Annotated in this window: 23 protein-coding genes; 15 read left to right on the top strand and 8 right to left on the bottom strand. The window is 61.2% G+C overall.

Features of this window, described 5'->3' with window-relative positions; genetic code table 11:
- The first annotated feature begins 351 nt into the window (after positions 1 to 351).
- From U0023_RS10840 to U0023_RS10870, 7 genes are all read left to right on the top strand, one after another.
- The gene (locus tag U0023_RS10840; RefSeq protein WP_009493156.1) at positions 352 to 2,298 is read left to right on the top strand and encodes a PrkA family serine protein kinase; all 1,947 of its coding nucleotides are present in this window, start codon (positions 352 to 354) and stop codon (positions 2,296 to 2,298) included.
- A gap of 29 nt (positions 2,299 to 2,327) precedes the next feature.
- Positions 2,328 to 3,632: a YeaH/YhbH family protein gene (locus tag U0023_RS10845; RefSeq protein WP_009493154.1), complete on the top strand. Its 1,305-nt coding sequence runs from the start codon at positions 2,328 to 2,330 to the stop codon at positions 3,630 to 3,632.
- Positions 3,629 to 5,173: a SpoVR family protein gene (locus tag U0023_RS10850; RefSeq protein WP_009493153.1), complete on the top strand. Its 1,545-nt coding sequence runs from the start codon at positions 3,629 to 3,631 to the stop codon at positions 5,171 to 5,173. Before U0023_RS10845 ends, U0023_RS10850 begins: the two co-directional genes overlap by 4 nt.
- Positions 5,174 to 5,272: 99 nt before the next feature.
- Positions 5,273 to 5,734, top strand: a complete 462-nt coding sequence (locus U0023_RS10855; RefSeq protein ID WP_009493152.1) for a hypothetical protein — start codon at positions 5,273 to 5,275, stop codon at positions 5,732 to 5,734.
- A 66-nt stretch (positions 5,735 to 5,800) separates the two neighbouring features.
- A complete protein-coding gene (locus U0023_RS10860) occupies positions 5,801 to 6,091 on the top strand; it encodes a hypothetical protein (RefSeq protein ID WP_009493151.1) in 291 nt (96 codons plus the stop codon).
- A 170-nt stretch (positions 6,092 to 6,261) separates the two neighbouring features.
- Complete coding sequence (locus tag U0023_RS10865; RefSeq protein WP_009493150.1) at positions 6,262 to 7,215, top strand: MDR/zinc-dependent alcohol dehydrogenase-like family protein; 954 nt, start codon at positions 6,262 to 6,264, stop codon at positions 7,213 to 7,215.
- A 14-nt stretch (positions 7,216 to 7,229) separates the two neighbouring features.
- A complete protein-coding gene (locus U0023_RS10870; protein WP_040639269.1) occupies positions 7,230 to 8,252 on the top strand; it encodes a Gfo/Idh/MocA family protein in 1,023 nt (340 codons plus the stop codon).
- A 161-nt stretch (positions 8,253 to 8,413) separates the two neighbouring features.
- Here U0023_RS10870 and U0023_RS10875 read toward each other — a convergent pair whose 3' ends face one another.
- The 6 genes from U0023_RS10875 to U0023_RS10900 are packed head-to-tail and all read right to left on the bottom strand — an operon-like array spanning position 8,414 to position 13,743.
- The gene (locus U0023_RS10875; RefSeq protein ID WP_009493148.1) at positions 8,414 to 9,343 is read right to left on the bottom strand and encodes a glycoside hydrolase 5 family protein; all 930 of its coding nucleotides are present in this window, start codon (positions 9,341 to 9,343) and stop codon (positions 8,414 to 8,416) included.
- Positions 9,340 to 10,113 carry a TIGR04290 family methyltransferase gene (locus tag U0023_RS10880; RefSeq protein WP_009493147.1) on the bottom strand — a complete coding sequence of 258 codons (774 nt, stop codon included), beginning with the start codon at positions 10,111 to 10,113 and terminating at the stop codon, positions 9,340 to 9,342. Before U0023_RS10880 ends, U0023_RS10875 begins: the two co-directional genes overlap by 4 nt.
- An 8-nt stretch (positions 10,114 to 10,121) precedes the next feature.
- Complete coding sequence (locus U0023_RS10885; RefSeq protein WP_009493146.1) at positions 10,122 to 10,934, bottom strand: nucleotidyltransferase family protein; 813 nt, start codon at positions 10,932 to 10,934, stop codon at positions 10,122 to 10,124.
- A 2-nt stretch (positions 10,935 to 10,936) separates the two neighbouring features.
- Entirely contained in the window at positions 10,937 to 12,046 is a 1,110-nt protein-coding gene (locus tag U0023_RS10890) for a CgeB family protein (protein WP_009493145.1), read from the bottom strand.
- Positions 12,043 to 12,642 carry a histidine phosphatase family protein gene (locus U0023_RS10895; RefSeq protein ID WP_009493144.1) on the bottom strand — a complete coding sequence of 200 codons (600 nt, stop codon included), beginning with the start codon at positions 12,640 to 12,642 and terminating at the stop codon, positions 12,043 to 12,045. The genes U0023_RS10890 and U0023_RS10895 overlap by 4 nt, the downstream gene beginning before the upstream one ends.
- Positions 12,643 to 12,660: 18 nt before the next feature.
- Positions 12,661 to 13,743 carry an inositol-3-phosphate synthase gene (locus tag U0023_RS10900; RefSeq protein WP_009493143.1) on the bottom strand — a complete coding sequence of 361 codons (1,083 nt, stop codon included), beginning with the start codon at positions 13,741 to 13,743 and terminating at the stop codon, positions 12,661 to 12,663.
- Positions 13,744 to 14,154: 411 nt separating this feature from the next.
- Here U0023_RS10900 and U0023_RS10905 point away from each other — a divergent pair, with 411 nt between their 5' ends.
- The 7 genes from U0023_RS10905 to U0023_RS10935 all read left to right on the top strand — a co-directional run bounded on the left by U0023_RS10905 (position 14,155) and on the right by U0023_RS10935 (position 21,999).
- Positions 14,155 to 15,267: an NAD-dependent epimerase/dehydratase family protein gene (locus U0023_RS10905; protein ID WP_009493142.1), complete on the top strand. Its 1,113-nt coding sequence runs from the start codon at positions 14,155 to 14,157 to the stop codon at positions 15,265 to 15,267.
- Positions 15,264 to 16,379 carry an SDR family NAD(P)-dependent oxidoreductase gene (locus U0023_RS10910; RefSeq protein WP_009493141.1) on the top strand — a complete coding sequence of 372 codons (1,116 nt, stop codon included), beginning with the start codon at positions 15,264 to 15,266 and terminating at the stop codon, positions 16,377 to 16,379. Before U0023_RS10905 ends, U0023_RS10910 begins: the two co-directional genes overlap by 4 nt.
- A 44-nt stretch (positions 16,380 to 16,423) precedes the next feature.
- Positions 16,424 to 17,557 (top strand): glycosyltransferase family 4 protein, encoded by a 1,134-nt coding sequence (locus U0023_RS10915; protein WP_040639268.1) that lies wholly within the window; start codon positions 16,424 to 16,426, stop codon positions 17,555 to 17,557.
- Positions 17,554 to 18,666, top strand: coding sequence for a CgeB family protein (locus tag U0023_RS10920; RefSeq protein ID WP_009493139.1), 1,113 nt, complete (start codon positions 17,554 to 17,556; stop codon positions 18,664 to 18,666). The genes U0023_RS10915 and U0023_RS10920 overlap by 4 nt, the downstream gene beginning before the upstream one ends.
- On the top strand, positions 18,663 to 19,757 hold the full coding sequence (locus tag U0023_RS10925; protein WP_009493138.1) for a CgeB family protein: 1,095 nt from the start codon (positions 18,663 to 18,665) through the stop codon (positions 19,755 to 19,757). The genes U0023_RS10920 and U0023_RS10925 overlap by 4 nt, the downstream gene beginning before the upstream one ends.
- Complete coding sequence (locus tag U0023_RS10930; protein ID WP_009493137.1) at positions 19,754 to 20,863, top strand: CgeB family protein; 1,110 nt, start codon at positions 19,754 to 19,756, stop codon at positions 20,861 to 20,863. Before U0023_RS10925 ends, U0023_RS10930 begins: the two co-directional genes overlap by 4 nt.
- Before the next feature lie 110 nt (positions 20,864 to 20,973).
- Positions 20,974 to 21,999: a UDP-glucuronic acid decarboxylase family protein gene (locus U0023_RS10935; RefSeq protein WP_009493136.1), complete on the top strand. Its 1,026-nt coding sequence runs from the start codon at positions 20,974 to 20,976 to the stop codon at positions 21,997 to 21,999.
- A 139-nt stretch (positions 22,000 to 22,138) separates the two neighbouring features.
- Here the strand turns inward: U0023_RS10935 and U0023_RS10940 are convergent, their stop codons facing one another.
- The gene (locus U0023_RS10940; RefSeq protein WP_009493135.1) at positions 22,139 to 23,335 is read right to left on the bottom strand and encodes a YihY/virulence factor BrkB family protein; all 1,197 of its coding nucleotides are present in this window, start codon (positions 23,333 to 23,335) and stop codon (positions 22,139 to 22,141) included.
- 247 nt (positions 23,336 to 23,582) lie between these two features.
- Here U0023_RS10940 and U0023_RS10945 point away from each other — a divergent pair, with 247 nt between their 5' ends.
- The gene (locus tag U0023_RS10945) at positions 23,583 to 23,792 is read left to right on the top strand and encodes a hypothetical protein (RefSeq protein WP_009493134.1); all 210 of its coding nucleotides are present in this window, start codon (positions 23,583 to 23,585) and stop codon (positions 23,790 to 23,792) included.
- Positions 23,793 to 23,885: 93 nt separating this feature from the next.
- On the opposite strand, the gene U0023_RS10950 is transcribed toward U0023_RS10945, so the two are convergent.
- Entirely contained in the window at positions 23,886 to 24,122 is a 237-nt protein-coding gene (locus U0023_RS10950; protein WP_009493133.1) for a hypothetical protein, read from the bottom strand.
- Positions 24,123 to 24,183 lie beyond the last annotated feature (61 nt).

Raw genomic sequence — 24,183 nt, forward strand, 5'->3', positions numbered from 1 at the left:
AATGACGGTAACGCCCAATTGATGGGCAATCTGCGGGTGAAAGCCTTGCAGGAATGCACGGCCGATCACCACATCATGAGCAGACGGCACAGTGGATTTTCGGATGTCTGCCAGAAACTTTAGCTTGCTGTCCTGCCCGCAATCCGCGAGGCTAGATATCGAGGGCGGGCCTATCTTCAAGTCGAACGGGTTGACCCGGACAGAGCCGAACCTGTCACGACCTGCTTTTTACTCCGCCATGACAAAAGGAGTACGCCGCATCATTTGACCGCATCGTCAGTATCGCTGGTCTGAGCAACCTTAGCGGTGCACAATAGTTGTCTCTGAGAGGGATTGGATTTCGGTGGCGCCATGCATCATTCCGACGACCTGTTCTCGAGTTTCCTGAAGACATACGAAACCCGCCGCGAGGCGGAGATGTCCCTGGCGGACTACCTGGAAGGGTGCCGCAACGATCCCATGATGTATGCGAGCGCTCCCGAGCGCATCCTAGCGGCCATCGGCGAGCCCAGGCTTGTCGATACGTCGAAGGATGCCCGCCTCGGCCGCATCTTCATGAACCGCACGATCCGGGTTTACCCGGCCTTTTCCGAATTCTACGGCATGGAAGAGACGATCGAGATGATCGTGAGCTTCTTCCGCCACGCTGCCCAAGGCCTCGAAGAGCGCAAGCAGATCCTCTACCTGCTCGGTCCCGTTGGCGGCGGAAAATCCTCCCTTGCCGAGCGCCTGAAGGCCCTCATGGAAGTCAATCCCATTTACGTCCTGAAGGCCGGAGACGAGATCAGCCCGGTCTTCGAGAGCCCGCTCGGACTTTTCGACCCGGAGCAGATGGGGCCGATTCTGGAGGAGAGGTACGGCATTCCGCGCCGGCGCCTGACCAACCTTCTCAGCCCCTGGGCGATCAAGCGGCTCGACGAGTTCAAGGGTGACATCTCCAAGTTCCGGGTGGTGAAGATCAACCCATCCCGCCTGAGGCAGATCGCCATCGCCAAGACGGAGCCCGGCGACGAGAACAATCAGGACATTTCGTCCCTCGTGGGCAAGGTCGACATCCGCAAGCTCGAGACCCTGTCCCAGGCCGATCCCGACGCCTACAGCTATTCCGGAGGCCTCAACCGCGCCAACCAGGGCATTCTCGAATTCGTCGAGATGTTCAAGGCGCCGATCAAGATGCTTCACCCCCTGCTCACCGCCACGCAGGAGGGGAATTACGTCGGTACCGAGAACATCGGGTCCATCCCGTTCAGCGGCATCATCCTGGCGCATTCGAACGAGGCGGAGTGGCAGACCTTCCGCACCAACAAGAACAACGAGGCCTTCATCGACCGCATCTACGTGATCAAGGTGCCGTATTGCCTGCGGGTCACGGAAGAGCAGAAGATCTACGAGAAGCTGATCCGCAGCTCGGAGCTGGCGGGGGCTCCCTGCGCTCCGGCTACGCTCGAAATGCTGGCCCGGTTTTCGGTCCTGTCGCGCTTGCGGGCGCATGAGAACTCGAACTTCTTCTCGAAGATGCGGGTCTATGACGGCGAGAGCCTGCGCGAGGTCGATCCTCGCGCGCGCAGCCTGCAGGAGTACAAAGATTCCGCCGGCGTCGACGAAGGCATGGACGGCATCTCGACCCGCTTCGCGTTCAAAGTCCTGTCCGCGACCTTCAATCACGATACCATCGAGGTGGCAGCCGACCCTGTCCATCTCATGTATGTGCTCGAACAATCCCTGCGGCGCGAACAGCTGCCCCAGGACGTGGAGCGTCGCTATCTGGAATTCATCAAGGCCGAGCTGGCACCGCGCTACGCGGATTTCATCGGCCACGAAATCCAGAAGGCGTATCTCGAGTCCTATCACGATTATGGCCAGAACCTTTTCGACCGCTACGTGGCCTATGCGGATGCCTGGATCGAGGATCAGGACTTCAAGGATCCCGACACCGGCCAGCTCCTGAACCGGGAGCTCCTGAACCAGGAGCTGACCAAGATCGAGAAGCCCGCCGGAATCGCCAACCCGAAGGATTTCCGTAACGAGGTGGTCAAGTTCTCGCTCCGCGCGCGGGCCGGCAATCAGGGCCGCAACCCGTCCTGGACGAGCTATGAGAAGATCCGCGACGTGATCGAGCGTCGCATGTTCTCGCAGGTGGAGGAATTGCTGCCCGTCATCAGCTTCGGCTCCAAGAAGGACAGCGAGACCGAGAAGAAGCACGGAGAATTCGTGGAGCGCATGATGGACCGCGGTTACACCGAGCGTCAGGTGCGACGCCTGGTGGAGTGGTACATGCGCGTGAAGCAGGCGGGCTGACGGAAGACGGAGGCAGATCAGGCTTTCCTATGTACATCATCGACCGGCGCCTCAACCCAGGGGGCAAGAGTCTGGCCAACCGCCAACGTTTTCTGCGCCGAGCCAAGGCGCAGATCCAGCGGGCCGTACGCCAGACCGCAGGCGATCGGGACATCACCGATCTCGAACGGGGAGGGGAGGTCTCGATCCCGGCCGATGGCGTTCGCGAGCCCAGCTTCCGGCGATCCGGCGAGGGCGGAGTGCACGATCACATTCTTCCCGGCAACAAGCGCTTCGTGGAAGGCGATACCGTCGAGCGGCCTCCGGGCGGCGGCGGCGGCGCGGCGGGCGGTGACAGCGGCGAGGGCGAGGACGACTTCCGCTTCGTCCTGACCCGCGACGAGTTCCTCGACCTTTTCCTCGACGACCTGGAGCTGCCGGACTTGGCCAAGCGGCGCGTCGCGACGGTGGAGACGCAAGGGATGCGGCGGGCCGGCTATACGGTCACCGGCTCCCCCGTGAACCTCGCCTTGCTGCGCTCCATGCGCAATGCCCTCTCCCGCCGCATCGCCATGAGGCGCCCGAAATCGGAGGACCTGCTCCACCTTCAAGAGGAGATCGCACGTCTTGAAGAGCATGGAGGTCCGTCCGAACGCTTGACCGCTCTGCGCGAGGAGCTGGAGCAGCTTCAGCTGCGCACCAAGCGCTTTCCCTATATCGATCCCATCGATCTGCGCTATCGCCGCTTCGAACCCGTTTCGAAGCCGGTTGCCCAGGCGGTCATGTTCTGCCTCATGGACGTCTCGGGCTCCATGACCGAGCACATGAAGGATTTGGCCAAGCGGTTCTACATGCTGCTCTACATCTTCCTGACGCGCCGCTACAAGCACGTGGAGATCGTTTTCATCCGCCACACGCACGAAGCCAAGGAGGTGGACGAGGAGACCTTCTTCAACAGCCCGGAGACCGGTGGAACGGTGGTGTCCTCCGCTCTGCGCGAGATGCAGCGGATCGTGGAGGAGCGCTATTCGCCGGATGCGTGGAACATCTACGCGGCCCAGGCCTCCGACGGCGACAACTCGCCCAACGACGGCACCACCAGCGCTGCCCTGCTGCGCGACGTAATCCTGCCGGTCTGCCAGTACTATGCCTATCTCGAGGTCGGCAGCGACAGCGACCGGATGCAGACCGGATTCATCAACCACAAGACGTCCCTGTGGCAGACCTACGAGGCGCTCCTGGAAGAGGGGGCCAACCTCGCCATGCGCAAGGTGAATCACCGTCGCGAAATCTATCCGGTCTTCCGCGAGCTCTTCCGTCGGCGCGACGCGGAAGCAGGAGCGAGGGTGCCATGAGCGTGACCCTGCACGACAGCCTGCTGTTCCACGGGGCCGACTGGGATTTCGGAACGATCCAACGCATCCATGACGCCGTCGAAGCCATCGGCGTCGGCGAGCTGGGGCTCGACGTCTATCCGAACCAGATCGAGGTGATTACCGCCGAGCAGATGCTCGATGCCTATGCGTCGATCGGCATGCCCCTGTTCTACAAGCACTGGTCCTTCGGCAAGCGCTTCGCCCTGCATGAATCGAGCTATCGCCAGGGCCTCATGGGCCTTGCCTACGAGATCGTCATCAACTCGAACCCGTGCATCTCCTACATCATGGAGGAGAACTCGGCGACGATGCAGACGCTCGTCATCGCCCACGCGGCTTTCGGCCACAACCATTTCTTCAAGAACAACTACCTCTTCAAGGAATGGACCGATGCGGACGGGATCCTCGACTATCTCGAATTCGCCAAGGGTTACATCACACGCTGCGAGGAGCGCTACGGGCATGCGGCCGTGGAGCGCGTTCTCGACGCTGCCCATGCCCTGATGTCCCATGGCGTGCACCGCTATCCGCGCAAGAAGCGGCCCGATCTGCGTTCGGAGGAGCGCCGGGAGCGGGAGCGCCATCTCCACCAGGAGCAGACCTTCAATGACCTGTGGCGCACCGTCCCGACCAAGGGGGCGGCCGCCAAGCCACAGCTGAGCGAGGAGCGCCGCCGCGCCCTCCTCGAGCTGCCGCAGGAGAACATCCTGTACTTCCTTGAGAAGTCGGCGCCGCGCCTGCAGCCCTGGCAGCGCGAGATCCTGCGCATCGTGCGCCAGATCGCGCAGTATTTCTATCCGCAGCGCCAGACCAAGGTGATGAACGAGGGCTGTGCCACCTATTGCCATTACCGCATCATGACCCGCCTGCACGAGACGGGACAGATCAGCGACGGTTCCTTCCTCGAATTCCTGCAGTCCCATACCAACGTGACCCGGCAGCCGGAATTCGACGATCCGCATTACGGCGGCATCAATCCCTATGCCCTCGGCTTCGGCATGATGCAGGACATCGAACGCATATGTACCCAGCCGACCACTGAGGACCGGGATTGGTTCCCCGACATTGCAGGCAGCGGGGATGCCATGGCGGTGCTGCGCGAGGTCTGGGCGAACTATCGCGACGAGAGCTTCATCTCGCAGTTTCTGAGTCCGCACCTGATCCGGCAGTGGCGCATGTTCCACCTCGTCGACGATCCGGACCAGCCCGAGCTCATGATCGAAGCGATCCATGACGAGCGGGGATACAGGCGTCTGCGACGCTCGCTTTCGCGCCATTATGATGTCGGCTGGAGCGATCCCGATATCCAGGTCGTTGACGTGGACCTCGCGGGAGATCGGCGCCTGATCCTGCATCATCACGTTCTCAATCGCACCCTGCTGCACAAGGACGACGCCCAGCGGGTCCTGCAGATGGTGGCCAATCTCTGGGGCTATGCGGTGGTGCTGAAAGAGGTGGAACCGGCCACCGGAGCGATCTTCCAGGAGCACGTGGCTCACCCGCACGAAACGCTCTTTTAAAAGACACTTTGACGCAAAAAAGCCTGGGACTCACGCGACCATAGGGTTCCCTGGGCTCGGCCCTGGTTTCGGGGTCGGCTCCCTTGCAGGAGAATACCTATGGAACACAAGCCTGTAGAGAAGCTGCGTAGCGTCGCTGAAGTGCATGAGTTGAGCCAAGGTTTCCTGTCCCGGCGCGAACGCCTCGAGCGTTGGGCCGAAGTGTTGGAGCGCCAGCCGAAGCGGCGCTTGAGGTCACTGGGTGAGATCGAGTTCGTCCCGAAGGACAAGCGGCCGGAACTGAGGTCGGACGAATCACCCGTTACGGTCGCGTTTGAAGATCCGGTCCTGCGCGCCGCCGGCCTGAAGGGCGACACGCTCGGGGATGCCATGGAGTTCTTCGAGTTATCGGAAGGAGCCTCCCACCGCCTTCTCTGCTCTTGCATGAACGGCTGGAGCATGGAAGCAGGCTCGACAGCACGAAAAGTCCATCGTATCGCGAACCCCGATCATCGGCTCATGCTGTTCACGACGGCCGGGCTGCTCACAGCCGCCCCGGCAGTGTTCTACCTGCTGAGCTGAAAGAATGCTGCGGCACCGAGCCTCCTGATCAGCGGGCCCGGTGCCGATTGTTCGGAGACCTGATGAATGTCGGATGCGCCGCCCCGTCGGATTGGATTGCCCTGGTACAACCGGGAAGATTATCCCCGCATCCGCGCCATGATGACCGACCAGCACAACCTTGCCCCGACCTATGAGGCCTGGCTGGCCTCGGCCGAGAATAACGAGAGCGTCGGCCAGCAGGCTGGCCTTCGGATTGAACGCATCCTGATCGAGCCCGACGCGTTCGCGACGTGGTGTGAGGAAAAGGGCCTGGAGCCTGATGGAAAGGCGCGCACGACATATGCCGCTGAGATGAGCGCCCGGATCTCCGTGTAGCCTCACATTATCGTTCCCAAACGGCCAAGTCTTGAAGTCTCCGCACCCGTCTCTAATTGCTCGGGCGGCATGGTGGAGGGACAGACTTGCTGAAAGAGAGTGCTGCCAGCGACGATATTTCCGCATCTTCGTCGAAACGAAGTGACGAGCCCGCCGGGGCGGCGGGAACCATGCGGGCCGCCATTCTCACGGGACCTGGGCAGATCAAGATCAGCGAGGTTGCGCGTCCGGTGCCGGGGCGGGGGCAAGTGCGGCTCCGCTTGGAAGGATGCGGCGTGTGCGCTTCGAACCTCACGCCATGGGCCGGCCCTGAATGGATGCAGTATCCCACCGAGCCGGGCGCTCTCGGACATGAGGCCTGGGGGTTCGTGGACGCGGCAGGTGAGGGCGTCGAAGACTTGGCGGTCGGAGACCGGGTCGCGGCACTCTCCTACAAATCCTATGCGGAATATGATCTGGCCGAGGCTGATGCCGTCGTTCCCCTGCCGGATGCCCTGGCGGGCCAGCCCTTTCCCGGCGAGCCGCTCGGCTGTGCCATGAACATCTTCCAACGCAGCGACATCGAGGCCGGGCAGACGATCGCCATTATCGGCATCGGCTTTCTGGGCGCTATCCTCACGAAGCTCGCCGCCGATGCCGGTGCGCGGGTGATCGCCATCTCGCGACGGCCATTCTCGCTCGATCTCGCGCGCCGCATGGGCGCGGCCGAGACGATCCCGATGGAGGATCACCATGCGATCATCGAGCAGGTCAAGGAACTGACCGGCGGCGCATTCTGCGACCGGGTCATCGAGGCGGTCGGCAAGCAATGGCCGCTCGACCTCGCGGGCGAGCTGACCCGCGAGCGCGGAAAGCTGATCGTGGCCGGCTACCACCAGGACGGCCCACGGCAGGTCAATATGTGGCTCTGGAACTGGCGCGGCCTCGACGTGATCAACGCTCACGAACGCGATCCCAAGATCTACGTGCAGGGATTGCGCGAGGCCGTTGATGCGATCGCATCGGGGCGTCTCGATCCGAGCTTTCTCTACACCCACGTCTATCCTCTCGAGCGGCTCGATGAAGCGCTCAATGCCACGCGCGATCGACCGGATGGTTTCCTCAAAGCCCTCGTGACGTATTGATGGTGCCACAGGCTATGCTCAAGACGAATTCCGGGACCTCCCTTGCCCGTCCGCGTCTGGGCTTTCTCGGCGTCGGATGGATCGGCCGGCACCGCATGCAGGCGATCCTCGGTACCGGCGCCGTCGATGTCGTGGCTGTCGCCGACCCGTCCTCTGAGATGGCTGCAGAAGCCGGCAAGCTAGCGCCTGACGCGCAACTGGTTTCCGGTCTCGACGACATCCTCGACCTCGGCGTCGATGGTGTCGTGATTGCGACTCCAAGTGCCATGCATGCGGAACAATCGATCAGAGCACTGGAGCGCGGCGCCGCCGTGTTCTGCCAGAAGCCGCTCGGGAGAACGATGGCGGAGGTCCACGCCGTGGTCGATGCGGCACGAAAGGCCGACCGGTTGTTGTGCGTGGATCTCTCCTACCGCTTCACGGAAGGCATGCGGCACATTCGCGAGATCATCGATTCAGGAGAGCTGGGGCACGTCTATGCGGTGGATGTCGTGTTCCACAACGCTTACGGCCCGGACAAGCCCTGGTTCTACGATCCGGCCCTGTCGGGCGGCGGCTGCGTGATGGACCTCGGCGTCCATCTGGTCGATCTCGCCCTTTGGACACTGAACAACCCGGGAGTCGGGAGCGTCGCGGGCAAGCTCTTCGCCGATGGCGCGCCTCTCAAGGACACCACATCGCAGGTGGAGGATTACGCCGTCGCGACCGTCGAGCTAGACACGGGCACCGTGGTGCAGCTCGCCTGTTCCTGGCGGCTTCAGGCCGGAAGCGATGCGATCATTTCCGTCACGTTCTACGGGACGAAGGGCGGTGTATCGCTGCGCAACGTGAACGGATCGTTCTATGATTTCACGGCCGAGCGCTATTGGGGCAAGTCGCGGGAGACGTTGACCACGCCGCCTGATGAGTGGGGTGGCCGCGCGGCGGCCGACTGGGCGTCGCGCCTTGCGGCAGGGGAGCGTTTCGATCCGGCCGCGGAGCAACTGGTCGACGTCGCAAAGGTGCTCGACCGGATTTACGGGCGCTCGTTCGAATAAGAGATCGGCGCAGCCATTCTCAGCTATCCGTAGAGGCGCCATCTCACCGGACTTGTGTCGATGGCATCCCTGCTGTTAGCTGCCGTGACGTTCCAATCGGGATGGCCGGCCCAAGGCCGGCCATGACTTGGAGGCGTCAGTCCGTAGAAACGAGACCTGCCTCAGAGAACCTCCAAAACCTTGCTGGCCCGAACGGGCTCGCCCGCAGGAGCGTAACGGCGGATCATGCTCGCGCAGAATTCTGCAAACTCCTCTTTCACCTGCGGCGCACTGGTGTGATGAGGGGCAATCCCGCGATGCTCCGGGGTGAAGCAGAAGGTCACCGTCACGTCGAAATCCGCGAGCGCCTCCATCTGCCGGTCGAACCAATCCAACGCGTTCGGACGGAAGCTGTCGGCCCAGGACAGGCCGGTGCGCAGGTACTTGACGCCGAGGCGCTTCATCCATGCCACGGCGTCATCGAGGCGGTGGTCTTCATAGTGGAACCACTGGCAGAGGCCCATCTGCGGCGCATATTTGGCGAATTCCTCAAGAGAAGGCTTCGGCGTGCCGTCCTCTCGTAGGAGACCCATGTAGAAGTGCCGGTAATAGGAAGAGCCCTCGGCTTCCCTGTGCCGCGTCGTGGCTTCCCACGCGCGGGGAAGATCGTAGAGGCTGTACCAATGGATCTTCGGCACCTTGCCGATCAAAAGCTCGGCAGTCCGATTCAAGCCCCAGACCTGGACTTCCTCGGCCCCGAAGGTGGATATGCCGACTTCGCTGACCCAGATGGGCTTGTCCGTCACGGCGCGGATCTCGTCGATCTTCGCGGGCCATTCGTGAATCTGCCACAGGTTCCAGTCGAGCGGGAAGCCATGGACGGCCACGACATCGAGGTGATCGAGAGCGCCATGGCCCTCCAATTTCCTGATGAAGCCGGGATCGATGGGCGAAATTCCCCCAAGAACACGCGGCAGATTGGGGTTCTCCGCCTTGATCGCCTGGCTGGCGGAAATCACCATGTCGGAGAAGAGCTTCCAATCCGGGTCGATCTCCGGATCCCAATGGGACTTGTTGTTGGGCTCATTCCAGATCATTGCGGCTTCGATCATGCATATCTCCCTTGTGCCGGGTAGACCGCACCCGCACCAGGCGGGGCCTCGACACGGCGACAGATGTAAACTTCGGTTTCAGGATGCTGGACGATCTCGAACCCTGCGCTGCGGAGCATGGCCTCGACGCAGGCGGAGTTCGGCGCCCACCAGTTGGTGGGATCGTCGGCATAGCGATGCTCGATGAAGTGCATCTTCGGATAACGCGGATCGTCGAAGTGATCCGTCTGCCAGAAGGTATAGTTCTCGTCGACAGGCATGACCTCCGTCGATCCACGCTGCATCGACTGGAACACGAGAAGATCCTTGGCGACGTGCTCGTGAATGAGATCGAGTGCCAGCAAGGGATGCCGCAGGTGATAGAGAACGCCCATGAAGAGCACGACATCGAAACGCTCGCCGAGCTGTCCCAGGTCATACACGGATAGCTTCCGGAACTCGATGTCGTAACCCATCGTCTGTGCGGCGAAACGTGCCTGGGCGAGATAGGTTTCGTCGAAGTCGATCCCGAGCACGCGCTCTGCGCCGCGCTTCTTCATCTCCATGGAGTAGAAGCCGCCGTTGCAGCCGATATCGAGGACGCTTTTCCCCGTGAGGTCTTGCGGGATCGCACCGGCAAAACGCTGCCATTTTACGGCAGGATAATTGCCGAGAAAGTGATTCGGCGCGGTCCAGACGCCGCCCCTGAGCTCGATGTTGTGAAACCAGGGTCCGAGCGCTTCGGCTTTCCGGCGGATCTCGTCAGACGGCATGGGATCGACGGCATTCATCGTGACGATTACTCCCTGTTCAAATCATGAAGTCCGCGCGGCAGCCGGCCCGCCGGCCAGCCGAGGGCAACGCGTGCGCCTGTCACGGTTTTATGCTGAGCGGCATCGCTCAGGAGGCCTATGGCGGCGCGGTAGCCATGCAAGGTGCCCACATCGACATAGGATTCACCCGCCTTCACACCGATTGCCTTGCCGCCCTCAGCCAAATAGGCATTCGCGAGCGTGCCGAAATATTCGTCGTCACGGCCGCGCGACATCCAGAGCTGACGCAGCGTTTCCAGAACATGGCCCGGCATCTTGAACGCGCCCCAGATCCAACGTGACGCGGCATCGGCCTGTTTCACCTGGATTTCCTGAACCTGCATCGTCTCGTCCAGGATCACCGCGTCGAAGACTTCCGGATTGTCTACGGGAAAGAGCAGGAAGGAGAGACAATCCTCTGGCAGCTCCGACAGAGCCTTCTCGGGAAACCAGACTGTATCCGGCAAGCCGACGATCACGTTCTCATCGGCGGGAATGATGGGAGCCGCTCGGAAGATCGCATCACATAAGCCACGTGCCTCCGGCTGGACGACATAGGCGATCAGGGCATCCCCGTAGCTTGCGCCGTAATATTCCATGATATCCGATTTGCCGGGGGAAATGACGAAGCAGATCTTGTCTGCTCCACCATGAATCATGCGCTCGACGAGATATTCACTGACGGCACAGGGGCGCTCTATGCCGTTGTCGAGGCGGCTTCCCACTGGAAGAAGCTCCTTCGAAAAGGCCAGGGGTTGGATGCGGCTGCCGATGCCCGCGGCAGGTATGATTCCCCACATGATCACGCCTCCATCATGGCGGCGGAGCCGCCGGGCGAGGGCAAAGGGGATGTGGTGCCCTCAAGAAGGATCTCAAGCTGCTTTGCTCTGTGATCCGATGTATGCTCCGCGAGCACCCTCTCGCGGCCGGCCTTGGCAATTCGTGCCAGCTCTGCGTCCGTGAGGTCGAGGGCCGCGACGGCATCGGCCGTGCTTTCGGCAATCAGGATGTCCTTGCCAGGCTCAAAGAAGCTGTCGAACCCTTCCCACCGGTCCGAGAGAATCGGTGCGCCGCAGGCAGCCGCCTCGAACAGGCGCCCGGAGGGGCACCAGCCCATCTCGGCCATGGCTTGACGCGTAACGTTGAGTGTGAGGCGCGAAGAGGAGAAGAACGCGGGATGCTCCGATGGCGGCAGGTGCTGGACGAAGTGAACATTCGGCTGCCACGGAAAGTCTGCCGGATATTGCGCTCCGCCGATCAGGAAGCGCCGGTCCGGACGGCAGGCGGCAGGATCGATGAAGAGCCGCTGCAACGTTCCCTGGCGGTCCGACGCATAGGTGCCAAGGTAGGACAGGTCCGAGACATAATGCTCCACGGTTTCCACGGGTCGGTGCACGTCCGGATCCACATGGCCATAGAGGGGAGCCACATGTCGGGCGCCAAGATCCGTCCGCAGCCGTTCGAGGGCTCGGCCTCCCGTATAACTCAGGACGAGGTCGTAACCTCCGAGGCCGCACGAGCCGATGTAGCTGATCGGATCGCCGGCATCGAGGCGTGAGAACGTAACGGGCGTATCGAGATCGTAGAAAGCGCGAATGGCACGCGGAGTAGAGAGCAGGAGATCGCCGGCCGCGACGCCATCGGGGCAATAGGACGTAACGAGGGCGACGTCGGCATCCACGAGTTCCTTTTCTGCGCGAGCACGAACGCCGTTCCAATCCTCGTAGAGAACGAGATCGCCGCCGGGGATTTCGACGAGGTCTCTGTTCGATGCGTAATAGGGGGCGTCCTTCTCGAAGAAAACGATGCGATGACCTCGCTTCGCGAGCGACCGGCACAGGCCGCGCCACAAGGTCGCGTGGCCGTTGCCCCAGGAGGAGGAGATGGTCAGGCCGAATATGACGATCTTCATGCGGCCACCACTTCGTTCAATCGGAGAAGCTTGGAGCCCCAGTCCCCTATCACGAGCGTGCTGGTCGAAGCGGGCTCCACCTCGATCCGAGTATACGCGTCGATGGGCATGCCGAGATGATAGAGGAGCGCGGCCTTGATGACGTCGCTGTGACTCACGAGAATGACCGAGCGCTCCGCATGACGGTTACGCATCCGTTCCATGGCTCCGACAACGCGAGCCTGAACCTCCAGCATCGTCTCGCCTTCGGGCGCGCGATTGGTACCGCGTGAAGAATTCCAGGAAGACCAGAGCGGGTCTTGATTCAGAACTTCGAAGCTCAAGCCCGACCAGCGGCCGACATCGATTTCGCTGATGGCATCGCACACCTGGCAAGCTTGCGCGAGGCGAGCGGCAATGGGCTGGGCCGTTTCCACCGCTCGCTCAAGGGGACTTGTATAAATGCCGGCCACGTTCTCGTCGCCAAAGCGCTGAGCCAGACGCTCTGCCTGGGCTCGCCCGACGGATCCGAGATGAACGTCAGGCATCCGGCCGCAGAGAACGGTTCCCACCCGATCATGGTCCGCATGGCGCACGAGATAGAACGTGGTGGTCATCTCGACGCCCTTGCGTTCTCAGTCGCCCTCGCCGTTGATGAAGCGGATCGTCCTCTCTCGCGCTTCGTTGTCGGTGAATTGCTGGGGCGGAGACTTCATGAAGTAGCTGGACGGGCCGGTGAGAGCGCCACCGATCTTACGGTCCATGGCGAGCTTCGCGCATCGTACGGCATCGATCACGATGCCGGCTGAGTTTGGAGAATCCCAGACCTCGAGCTTCACTTCCATGTTCAGCGGAACGCCGCCGAAGGTCGTTCCCTCCAGGCGGATGTAAGCCCATTTGCGGTCGGTGAGCCACGGAACATGATCGCTCGGTCCCACATGGATGTCGCCGGCGGGAAGGGGGATATCCAGCTGGCTTGCGACAGCCTGCGTTTTGGATATCTTCTTCGATTCAAGGCGCTCGCGCTCCAGCATGTTCTGAAAGTCGGTATTGCCGCCGAAGTTGAGCTGATAGGTACGATCGAGGCGAACGCCGCGCTCGCGGAAGAGGTTCGCGAGAACCCGGTGAACAATGGTCGCGCCTACCTGGCTCTTGATATCGTCGCCGACAAGAGGAAGGCCGCGTTCTTCGAACCGCCTGCGCCATTCCGGATTCGACGCGATGAAGACGGGAATGCAATTCACGAAGGCGCAGCCTGCTTCGAGAGCCCGCTCGGCGTACCATTCCGTCGCCTTCTGTGAGCCGACGGGCAGGTAGGAGACGAGAACATCCGTCTTTGACCGACGCAACACCTCCGTGACGTCGGCTTCATCATCGGGAGATTCATCGATCACATCGTGAAGATATTTGCCAAGCCCATCAAGCGTCTTGCCTCGATTGACGATAATCCCGCTTGGGGGAACGGAGGCGAAGCGTTGGGTATTGTTCGGCTCGCAAAAGATCGCGTCTGAGACGTCGCGTCCAACTTTCGAGACATTCACGTCGAAGGCGGCGGAAACTTCGATGTCGCTGATATGATACCCGCCAAGTTCGACGTTCATGAGACCAGGAACCGGCTCATTGCCTTTTGCATCTTTGTAGTAGGAGAGGCCTTGCACAAAGGACGAGGCGCAGTTGCCGAGGCCCACGATGCCGACACGGACTTTCCTCGAACTCATGACTGATCTCCCTTGCACGGCCCGCCGGGTGTTATCTTTTCAGGCAAAACGCGACTGCGGGCCGCAGGCATAGAGCCTCGACCTTTCTTCAAGGCGTGGCCTCCAACGTTTGAAGAAGGTTTGTTGTTCCGCCGAGATTCCGGTCCTGTGACTCTTGTCTTCTTCGCAGATCGCCCAAACTACTATGTTCAAGACAGGAACAAAGATGAAGATGCGTAGTTCTCTCTGCGCACTCACAAGCTTTTGAAGGGGATATATAGCGAAGACCTCGTTCGGCGAGGTCCGCTTCAGGACCCGTTCCCAAACTGGAAGATGTGCTTGTTCCGCGTCGCATTTCCAATTTGAGGATGGGCTGTCGTCTCCTGACTGATCCATCAGCGATTAGACCGGAAACCAATCTGGAGACATCTTGTGACGGATACGATCCTCATTACCGGCGGTGCGGGCTTCATCGGACGCTATGTTGCCCAGGCTTGTTTGGAGCGTGGCCATAAGGTGCGCGTGCTCGACAGCCTGATCGAGCAGGTTCACGGCAACAGCACGCAGGCCGCCGGTCTCAATCCAGATGTGGAGGTTGTCGTCGGCGATATTCGCGAGGAGACGGCGCTTCTTAGAGCCTTGAAGGGAGCCACGAAAGTCATTCACCTTGCTGCCGAGGTTGGCGTCGGCCAAAGCATGTATGCGGTCGACCGCTATGTCTCGGTCAACGATTACGGTACGGCCGTGCTGTTTCAGCAGCTCATCGACAATCCCGTCAAGCGGGTGGTCGTGGCTTCATCCATGAGCATCTACGGCGAAGGTCTCTATAAGGATCCCGATGGCCGCATTCACGAGAATGTCGTCAGGACGCCTCGCAGAAGCGAGAGCGAGTCTTGGGATCCGCTGGACGGGCAAGGGCGCCCGCTCGTCCCCGCTCCGACCCCTGAGTGGAAGAAGCCTGCGCTTGCCTCCGTCTATGCGCTGTCAAAGTATGTCCAGGAGCGGCTGACGCTGACCCTGTGCCCGGCTTATGGCATGGAGGGCGTGGCACTTCGGCTATGGAATGCTTATGGCCCAGGGCAGGCCCTGTCCAATCCCTATACCGGCGTCCTCGCAATCTTTGCGTCGCGGCTTCATAACGGACAGCCGCCGATGATCTTCGAGGATGGTCAGCAGCGTCGCGATTTCGTCCATGTGGAGGACGTGGCGCAGGCGTTCGTTCTGGCCCTGGAGCATGACAATGCTCCAGGGGGTGTCTACAACGTCGGCAGCGGGCAGGACCGTACCGTATCCGAAGTGGCGGAACTTCTGTCCCAGGCGATGAACCGGCCTATGGCGCCGGAAATCACCGGCAAAGCGCGTATGGGCGACATCCGTCATTGCATCGCCGATATCGGCAAGATCCAGCAGGAACTGGGCTATAAACCAGAGAAAGACTTCGCGGAGGGGCTGGCGGAACTCGCCGAATGGGTCGCCAGGCAGGAAGCCAAGGATCTTGTGAACGAAGCCCGGAAGGAGCTTGAGGCGCGAGGTCTGGTGGCATGACGGCGTCCGACACATCGGCCGCAGCGCCGGCTGTCCTCCGTCGCCGCCCGATCCTTGTAACAGGTGGCGCAGGCTTCATCGGCTCCAACCTCGTCGACCGTTTCGCAAGCGAGGGTCATGATGTCCTGATCTATGATGCACTGGCGCGTTCCGGAGTCGATCGGAACCTCGAATGGCTCAAGAAGCGGCACCCGGACAAAGTGTCCGCCGTGATCGGCGATGTCCGGGACGAAGCCTCCGTCACCGATGTTGTCCGCGACGCACAGGCCGTGTTCCATATGGCCGCGCAGGTTGCGGTAACGACGAGTCTCGTCAACCCCCGCGAGGACTTCGAGATCAACGTTCGCGGGACGCTGAACGTGCTCGATGCGCTGAGACAACGCGGCGAGCGTGTTCCGTTGATCTTCGCGTCCACGAACAAGGTCTATGGCGACCTTGCAGACGTCGAGCTGGAGAAGACGAACGACGCCTACAAGCCGCGCGATCCGCGGGTTAGAAACAGCGGGATCGGCGAAGGACGGCCGCTCGATTTTCATACGCCCTATGGCTGTTCAAAGGGCGCGGCCGATCAGTACGTATTGGATTATGCCCGATCGTTCGGAATCCCGACCTGCGTCATGCGGATGAGCTGCATCTACGGCCAGCGGCAAATGGGTACCGAGGATCAGGGGTGGGTGGCCCATTTCCTGATCCGTGCTCTTCAGGGGGAGCCTATCACCATCTACGGCGATGGATGCCAGGTCCGTGACGTACTCGACATCTCCGATGCCGTTTCCGCCTATGCCTCCGCGTGGAGGCGTATCGATGCGGCCCAAGGCAGAGCCTTCAATCTCGGCGGCGGCCCGTCCAATGCCATCAGTTTGCGCCAGCTTCTCACTCATATCGAGGAGGTCATCGGCCGTCCTGTCGAAACGATCTACGACGACTGGCGTGCGGGCGATCAGCGCTACTATGTCTCTGATACAAGCCTCGCAACTCGGGAGCTTGGGCTGAAGCAACCGGTTAACTGGCTCAAGGGCGTGGCTGCTTTGGCGAGGTGGTTGCAGGAGGAGCACGGACGCTCGCCTTCGGGTTCTTCTCCGTCACGTTTGCATAAGGCAGAGGCTTTGTAATGGGAGGTCATGTCGCCTCCGCGTTCGTGGAGCCGAGGTCAGCTATGAACCGGTCTGATGGAATCGCCCATCTGCATGTGCTCATGACGGCGGATGCGGTCGGCGGCGTCTGGCAATACACGCTGGATCTCGCGAGGGGCCTGCGATCGGAATGTGTCAGAACGACAATCGCAGTTTTGGGACCTCCACCCTCGGCAGATCAGCAGGCCATGGCCGAGGCCGTCGGTGCAAGGCTCATCCTGACGGGCCTTCCACTCGATTGGACAGCGGACAATGCATATCAGGTCGAGGGGGCCGGCCGGGCGATCGCTCGTCTTGCGGCGCAGATCGGACCCGATCTCGTTCATCTCAACTCCCCGGCCCTTGCAGCTCACGTGTCGTTCGACATCCCGGTCGTAGCGGTCTGCCATTCCTGCGTGGCAACTTGGTGGCAGGCCGTCAAGGGTGGCCCTCTGCCGGAGGAATTCGTCTGGCGTACGGAACTCGCGGCGAAAGGTTATGCTGCGGCGGACCGGCTGCTCGCGCCGACGCTGGCCTTCGCGCGGGCGACGGCCCAGACCTATGGTCTCGTTCAGGCGCCGCACGTGGTGAGGAACGGCAGGCGTTCCGTGGTGGCGAGTCGATCAGAGTGCGGGGGAGATTACGTCTTCACTGCGGGACGTCTCTGGGATGAAGGGAAGAACTTCGCTGCCGTCGATCGGATCGCATCCCGGCTCAGGGTGCCAGTTCTTGCGGCAGGGCCATTTGACGGTCCGAACGGCGCGCGCGCTGACGTGAACCACGCGAGGCCTCTTGGTCGCTTGAGCGACTCCGAGATCGTCCGACACCTGAGCAGAGAGCCGATCTTTCTCTCCATGGCGCGGTACGAGCCTTTCGGACTTGCAGTCTTGGAAGCCGCTCAGAGGCGATGCGCGCTCGTTCTGTCGGACATCCCGACGTTACGTGAGTTATGGGAGGGCGCTGCGTCGTTCGTTGCGCCCGATGATGATCGGTCGGCGGCTGAGGAGATCGAGCGACTTCTGCAGGATTCGGAAGCCCGCGCCGCAATGGGGCGTGCCGCGCAGGAGCGAGCCGAGGCTTATACGGTTGAATCCATGAGCGCAGGCGTTCTGAGCGCTTACAATTCCGTCTTGCGCCGCAAGTCTCCGAGATCCTCCCTCGAGGGAGCCGCTGCATGAAGTTCGTCTATTTCACGCATTCCCTGACCTCCTGCTGGAATCACGGCAACGCACATTTCCTGCGTGGGGTCTTGCGTGAGCTCGTTCATCGCGGCCATGAGGTCAGGGCCTATGAGCCGCGAGGCGCGTGGAGCCTGGATAACCTTTTGAGGGATCATGGAAAGGAAGGGTTGGGCGCCTATCGTGACCTTTACCCGGAGCTGTCCTCGACGATCTTCGATCCCGATCTCGATTTCGAACAGACCTTGTTCGACGCGGAAGTGGTAATCGTCCATGAATGGAACGAACCCTTGCTCGTCGCAGCCATCGGCAAAGCGCGGCGGCAAGGCGGGCGTTTCACCCTTCTCTTCCATGACACGCACCACCGGGCGGTGAGCGATCCCGACGCCATTCGCCAGTTCGATCTCACGGGCTATGACGGCGTTCTCGCCTTCGGCGAAACGCTCGCGGAGGTCTATCGCCGTTGGGGCTGGGGCAATCGGGTTCATGTCTGGCATGAGGCCGCCGATACACGGCTCTTTCATCCTCCCGCGGAAGAGTCGCAACGGGAAGGGCTTGTCTGGATCGGCAACTGGGGTGACGGCGAGAGAGGCGCGGAACTGGAAAGTTTTCTCTTCCGACCGGCGCAAGCCGTCGGCCTCCCGCTCGACATCTACGGCGTCCGGTACCCGGAGGCCGCCCTTCAAACGCTCGCCCGCTATGGCGTCGCCTATCGTGGATGGCTGCCGAATGCCCGCGCCCCCGAGATCTTCGCAAAGCACCTCGCGACCGTCCATGTGCCAAGGCGCTTTTACGTCGATATGCTCCCGGGTATTCCCACGATCCGCGTCTTCGAGGCTCTCGCCTGCGGCATCCCGCTGATCTGTGCCCCATGGAACGACGCGGAGGGCTTGTTCAGCCCTGGAGCGGATTATCTCGTCGCTCAGAACGAGACACAGATGGAGCGCCATATGAAGGCAATCCTCAACGATGCCGACCTGCGCCGCTCCTTGGTGGAGAATGGCCTCCAGGCCATTCGCAATCGCCATTCCTGTGCTCACAGGACCGATCAGCTACTCACCATTCTTGCAAGTCATGGCGCTTCAGTGCCGATGGAGATGTCTGCATGAAGATCGCTTTTTATGGCTCCAGCCTTCTGTCTTCATACTGGAATGGAGCCGCAACCTATTATCGCGGTCTTCTGAGCGATCTTGCACGCCGCGGCTATAACATCACTTTCTATGAGCCTGATGCTTTCGACCGCCAGAAACACCGGGACATAGAGCTGCCGGCTTGGGCCGAAGTGAAGGTCTATCCGGCGACGGAAGAGGCCATGCGCGGCGTCGTAGCCGAAGCCGCTAAGGCCGACGTCGTTGTGAAGGCTTCCGGCGTCGGTGTCTTCGACAACGAATTGCTGGAAGGAATCATGGCGGCCTCGCGTCCCGAAGCGATCCGCATCTTCTGGGACGTGGATGCACCGGCCACTTTGGCCGAACTGCGCGAAAGCCCCGACCATCCGCTCCATCGCACGATGTCGGCTCTTGATCTTGTGCTCACCTATGGCGGCGGCCCGCCGGTAATCGAAGCCTACGAGGGCTTCGGCGCCCGTCGCTGTATCCCGATCTACAATGCCTGCGATCCAACGACCCATCATCCTGTCCCGGCCGATGATCGATTCAGGGCCGATCTATCGTTCCTCGGAAACCGCCTGCCCGACCGCGAGGCGCGCGTAGAGCAGTTCTTTCTTGGACCGGCCGGGCGCTTGCCGAAGCGCAGCTTCCTGATCGGCGGCAATGGCTGGGAGACGAAAGGAATGCCGGAGAACGTGCGCCATATCGGCCATGTGTACACGCGCGATCACAACGCCTTCAACACGAGCCCGCTGGCGGTTCTCAATATTGCGCGCGATTCCATGGCCAGTACGGGCTACTCGCCCGCCACCCGCGTGTTCGAAGCCGCAGGAGCGGGTGCCTGTCTCATCACCGATGCGTGGATCGGATTGGAGCTGTTCCTGAAGGAGGGCGAGGAGGTTCTGGTGGCGCGCGACGGCAAGGATGTCGCCGATCACGTCGAGGCGCTGACTCCCGATCGCGCGCGCGCGATCGGGGATGCCGCACGTGCCCGGATCATGGCCGAGCACACCTATACCGGTCGCGGCGCAGAGGTCGACGTCATCCTGCGCGAGGAAGCCGCCCAGAAGCGTGAGAGGAGCGTGGCGTGACCAAGCTCCGTGTCGTCGTCCTGGGATTGAGCCTGTCCTCGTCATGGGGGAACGGTCATGCGACGACCTTCCGCGCCTTGCTGAGAGCCTTTGCGGCCCGTGGCCACGACATCCTGTTTCTCGAGCGCGAGGTGCCGTGGTACGCCGCTCATCGCGATCTGAAGCATCCCGATTATTGCCGTCTGGAATTCTATTCCGTTCTGGGGGATCTGGAGCGATATCGTGACGCAATTTCGAATGCGGATGCGGTGATCGTCGGGTCCTATGTGCCGGAAGGCGTCGATGTCGGCTGCTATGTGCAGCGTCTGGCCAACGGCATCGTGGCGTTCTACGACATCGATACGCCGGTCACGCTCGCAAAGCTCGAGCGGGGCGACTACGAATATCTGTCGCCCGGTCTCGTTCCTGATTACGACGTCTATTTCTCCTTCACTGGGGGACCGACGCTCGATGTCATCATGGGACGTTATGGATCTCCCGCTGCAAGAGCTCTGTACTGCTCCGTCGATCCGGAGTCCTATCCGATTCTCGATCAGGAAAAACGCTGGGATCTCAGTTATCTCGGCACCTACAGTCCTGATCGGCAGCCGACCTTGGAGCGGCTTCTGATCGAACCCGCGCGCCGTGCTCCTCACCTGCGCTTCGCAGTGGCCGGCCCGCAATACCCTGACGGGACCCCCTGGCCGGACAACGTCGAGCGTATCGATCACGTGCCGCCGGATGAGCACCCGGCTTTCTATGCACAAAGTCGATACACGCTCAATGTGACGCGTGCCGATATGATCCGTGCCGGATTCAGTCCCAGCGTCCGCCTGTTCGAGGCAGCCGCCTGCGGGACGCCGATCATCTCCGATATCTGGGAAGGCATCGAGACGCTCCTTGAACCGGGGCGTGAGATCCTTCTGGCCTCCAGGCCTGAACAGGTCGTCGATGTGCTCGCGACATGGCCCGAAGACCAGAGAAGGGCTTTGGGTGCAAGGGCGCGACGCCGCATTCTTGCGGAACACACCGCTGCTCATCGGGCGGCCTCGATGGAGCGGGACCTCCTCGAGGCTATCCTGCTGCGGCGCCAGGAACAGCCGTTCGCTTTGGCAGTTGAGTCCTGATCTTGTGAATTCATTCTATCAAGGCATTGCGAAAATGCCGTGCGTGAACGTTGGGGCAGAGCCAGTTTGTACCTTTAGATCCGTCAGGATCTGAAAAGGAGAGCGTTCTGATGAAGAATAGCAATAGTAAGTACGTTCTCGTAGCAGGTGGTGCCGGATTCCTCGGGTCTCACCTCTGCGATGCTCTTCTCAGTGAAGGCGCTCACGTGATCGCCCTCGACAACTTTCAAACCGGGAGAAAGCAGAATCTTCGTCACCTCGAGCGTGAACCGCGTTTCGATATCCTCGACGGCGATATCATCAAGCCTCTGTCGGCTCGGTTGCGTTCCAGGCGTCTCAAGATCGATGAGGTCTTCAATCTTGCCTGTGCCGCGTCTCCTCCGCATTACCAAGCGGATCCCGAGCATACCATGCTGACGAGCGTGGTTGGGACGCACAACCTTCTCACTTTCGCAGAGTCCGTTCATGCGCGTTTTTTCCTCGCTTCGACAAGCGAGATCTACGGCGATCCGGAGGTCCATCCGCAAACGGAAAGTTATTGGGGCAATGTCAACCCGACCGGACCGCGCGCCTGCTATGATGAGGGAAAACGGGCCGCGGAGACGCTTACATTCGACTTCGATCGGGCTAGGCGCGCCGATGTGCGCGTAGCACGGATCTTCAACACTTACGGCCCGCGCATGCGGGCCGATGACGGGCGTGTCGTCTCTAATGTCATCTGTCAGGCTCTCTCGGGCGAGGACATCACGATTTATGGTGACGGGAGCCAGACGCGTTCCTTCTGCTATGTATCGGACCTCGTGGAAGGCTTCATGCGGCTTATGGCTTATGAGGGACCGTTCCCAGGAGCCGTGAACCTCGGCAACCCGGTGGAGCTCACCGTCGGAAACTTGGCCGAAAGGGTTCTGGCGATGACCGGATCGTCGTCCCGGGTCGTCAAACGGCCGCTCCCGGTGGACGACCCGCGTCGTCGGCGCCCCGATATTACCTTGGCCAAGAAGCTTCTCGGCTGGTCTCCTCGGACGTCGCTCGACGCAGGTCTGAAGTCGACGATCGCCTGGTTCTCGGAGGATCGTGCCGACGATGGTCGGCCTCACAAGGTGACGAACCTGGGGGATGCGATCTCGGCCGGGTAGGCGTGAGGTTCATAGTTGTCCTTGTGGATCGTGATGCGCCGGCTCTTGTCGGCGCATTTTCTTTGTTCGCCTGTGAAGCGCGCAAGGAAAAGGCGCCCTTGAAGGGTGCCTTTCTTGTTCTTGTGGTTGATGTCGGCGTTCAGCTTTTCGCAACGCCAATCGTGTCGGCCATCTGGGCGCCCCGAGTCCCCATCGGCTGATCGGTGCCTTCGGTCGTGTCCTGGGCCGTTTGATGCTCCATCTCGGCATTGATCTCGGCGCCAAGCAGAACGATGGTGGTCGACAGCCAGATCCATGTCATGAAGCCAATCACTGCGCCGAGGGAACCGTAGGTCTCGTTGTAGCTCCCGAAATTCGCCACGTACCACGAGAAGAGCATGGAGACGGCGAGCCAAAGGACGGCAGCGACGAGTCCGCCGGGTGTGACCCAGCGCCATTCCGCCTTGTCGCGGCTAGGACCGAAGCGATAGATGAGTGACAATCCGAAGGTGACCCCGATCAGAAGGATCGGCCAGCGCGAGAGGGAGACGAGCCACTCGGTGCCAGAGCCGAGGCCGATGAATCTCAGGATGATCGGAAGCACGATGATCGCTGCGAGAGCGAAGAGAATGAAGACGATCGCTCCCAGGGTGAAGGAGAGCGACAGCGCATTCAGGTGAACGAAACTTCTTTTCTCGTCTTCGCCATAGACAATGTTGAGGGCGTCGAAGATTGCTTTCATGCCGGCATTGGCGCTCCAGAGAGACAGGACCAGACCGAAGATGAAGCCGAAGCCGAGCGTCCCGCCTCCCTGCGAGGCGATGCGCGTCACCTGCTCGCGGATGATGTCGAGGGCGCCGCCGGGTAAGACGCCGGACACAGTGTTCAGGTGATCCTGGATCGTCGCCGGATCCGCGAAGAGGCCGTAGATCGAGACCAGGGCGGCGATGGCAGGGAAGACGGCGAGTAGGGCGTAATAGGTCACCCCGGCGGCAACCGACAGAACGCGGTCTTTATTGAACTCCTCGTAGGTGCGCCACAGGATGTCCTTCCATCCTCGCGCCGGGATCTCGGTCGGCGTGTCTGCGTCTCGCCCGCGGCCCTTCTCCGCAGCAGCATGAGGTGGAGCGTGCTGCTTCTCGCCGATGTCCGAGCCGGTGTTCCGCGCTTGTGCCCGCGCCTGCACGGGGGCTGATGAGGAGCGTCCCGCACGGGGCGAGGAGGGAGCAGGGCGGTCCCCGCTTGCCACGAGGCGCACGAGGGCCCATCCGAGAACCACAGCCCACATGGTCGTGACAGTCGAAGAGGAGGAGGATTGCCGCGCTCCAGGTTGCTGGATAGCCGGATTGTCTGCCATGATCGGACACAGCCTCATTGATCGGTTGCAGGCTAAACGGCCTGGTTCAACCGTAAACCTTCCGAATAACGCAGCGGTTCCACGGGCTTATCTGGGCGTTGGCACGAGGGATTCCATCCCGATACGTAATCGCGCGAGCCGGGGCAGTTCAGAGGGCTGTGCATGCTTGCATTTTGAGCGGCGCCTTTAACCCGGATGCAAGATTCTCTGGACCAGTGTCTCCCACAAGCCACGAGGAGGGTCTGAGATGGACGATTGGTCAGGACGCAAGTGGGAGCCGGTGACCGAGGAGCGCCTGCTCCGGGCGATCGACGTGCTTGTCGATATTGCGAAGGAGCATGGACCGACCTTCGATCCGGTTCTTGAAACGGTTCGGCAAGAACTGCACCAGTTCCGCAGTCGCGCTGTGCCTGTGGCCGATCAGGCCGATGAAAGCCTGCTCCGCAAGGCAAGCTGAGCCAGCCACCGTTATAGTGCTTGAAAGAAAGCATCGCCGGTATCGGATTGATCGGGCGATGCTTGCATCTTCAGACCGGCCGACGGCCATAGATCAGGCGGACTGAAGCTGTTCCTCGCGGACAAGGCGTGCGGGGCCTTCCCGATCTCCCTTGATATGGTACTGGAAACCGTTTCTGTCGGCGGGAAGAAGGCGCGTGACTTCCCAGACGTCCTGGGAACGGGTGACATCGATAGCCGTCACCATGTTCAAGAATGCCTCGACGGTATTCGTGCTCGCAAGCTTGACCAGTCGCACTTGATCCCCAACCTTGAACCTGTGCGACGCCATAGCCCGGATCCCCCGAATAAAAGCCACCTGAGCAGTAGGAACTAACATAAGTTAGTTTCGT

The organism is Microvirga lotononidis, assembly GCF_034627025.1.
Taxonomy (GTDB): domain Bacteria; phylum Pseudomonadota; class Alphaproteobacteria; order Rhizobiales; family Beijerinckiaceae; genus Microvirga; species Microvirga lotononidis.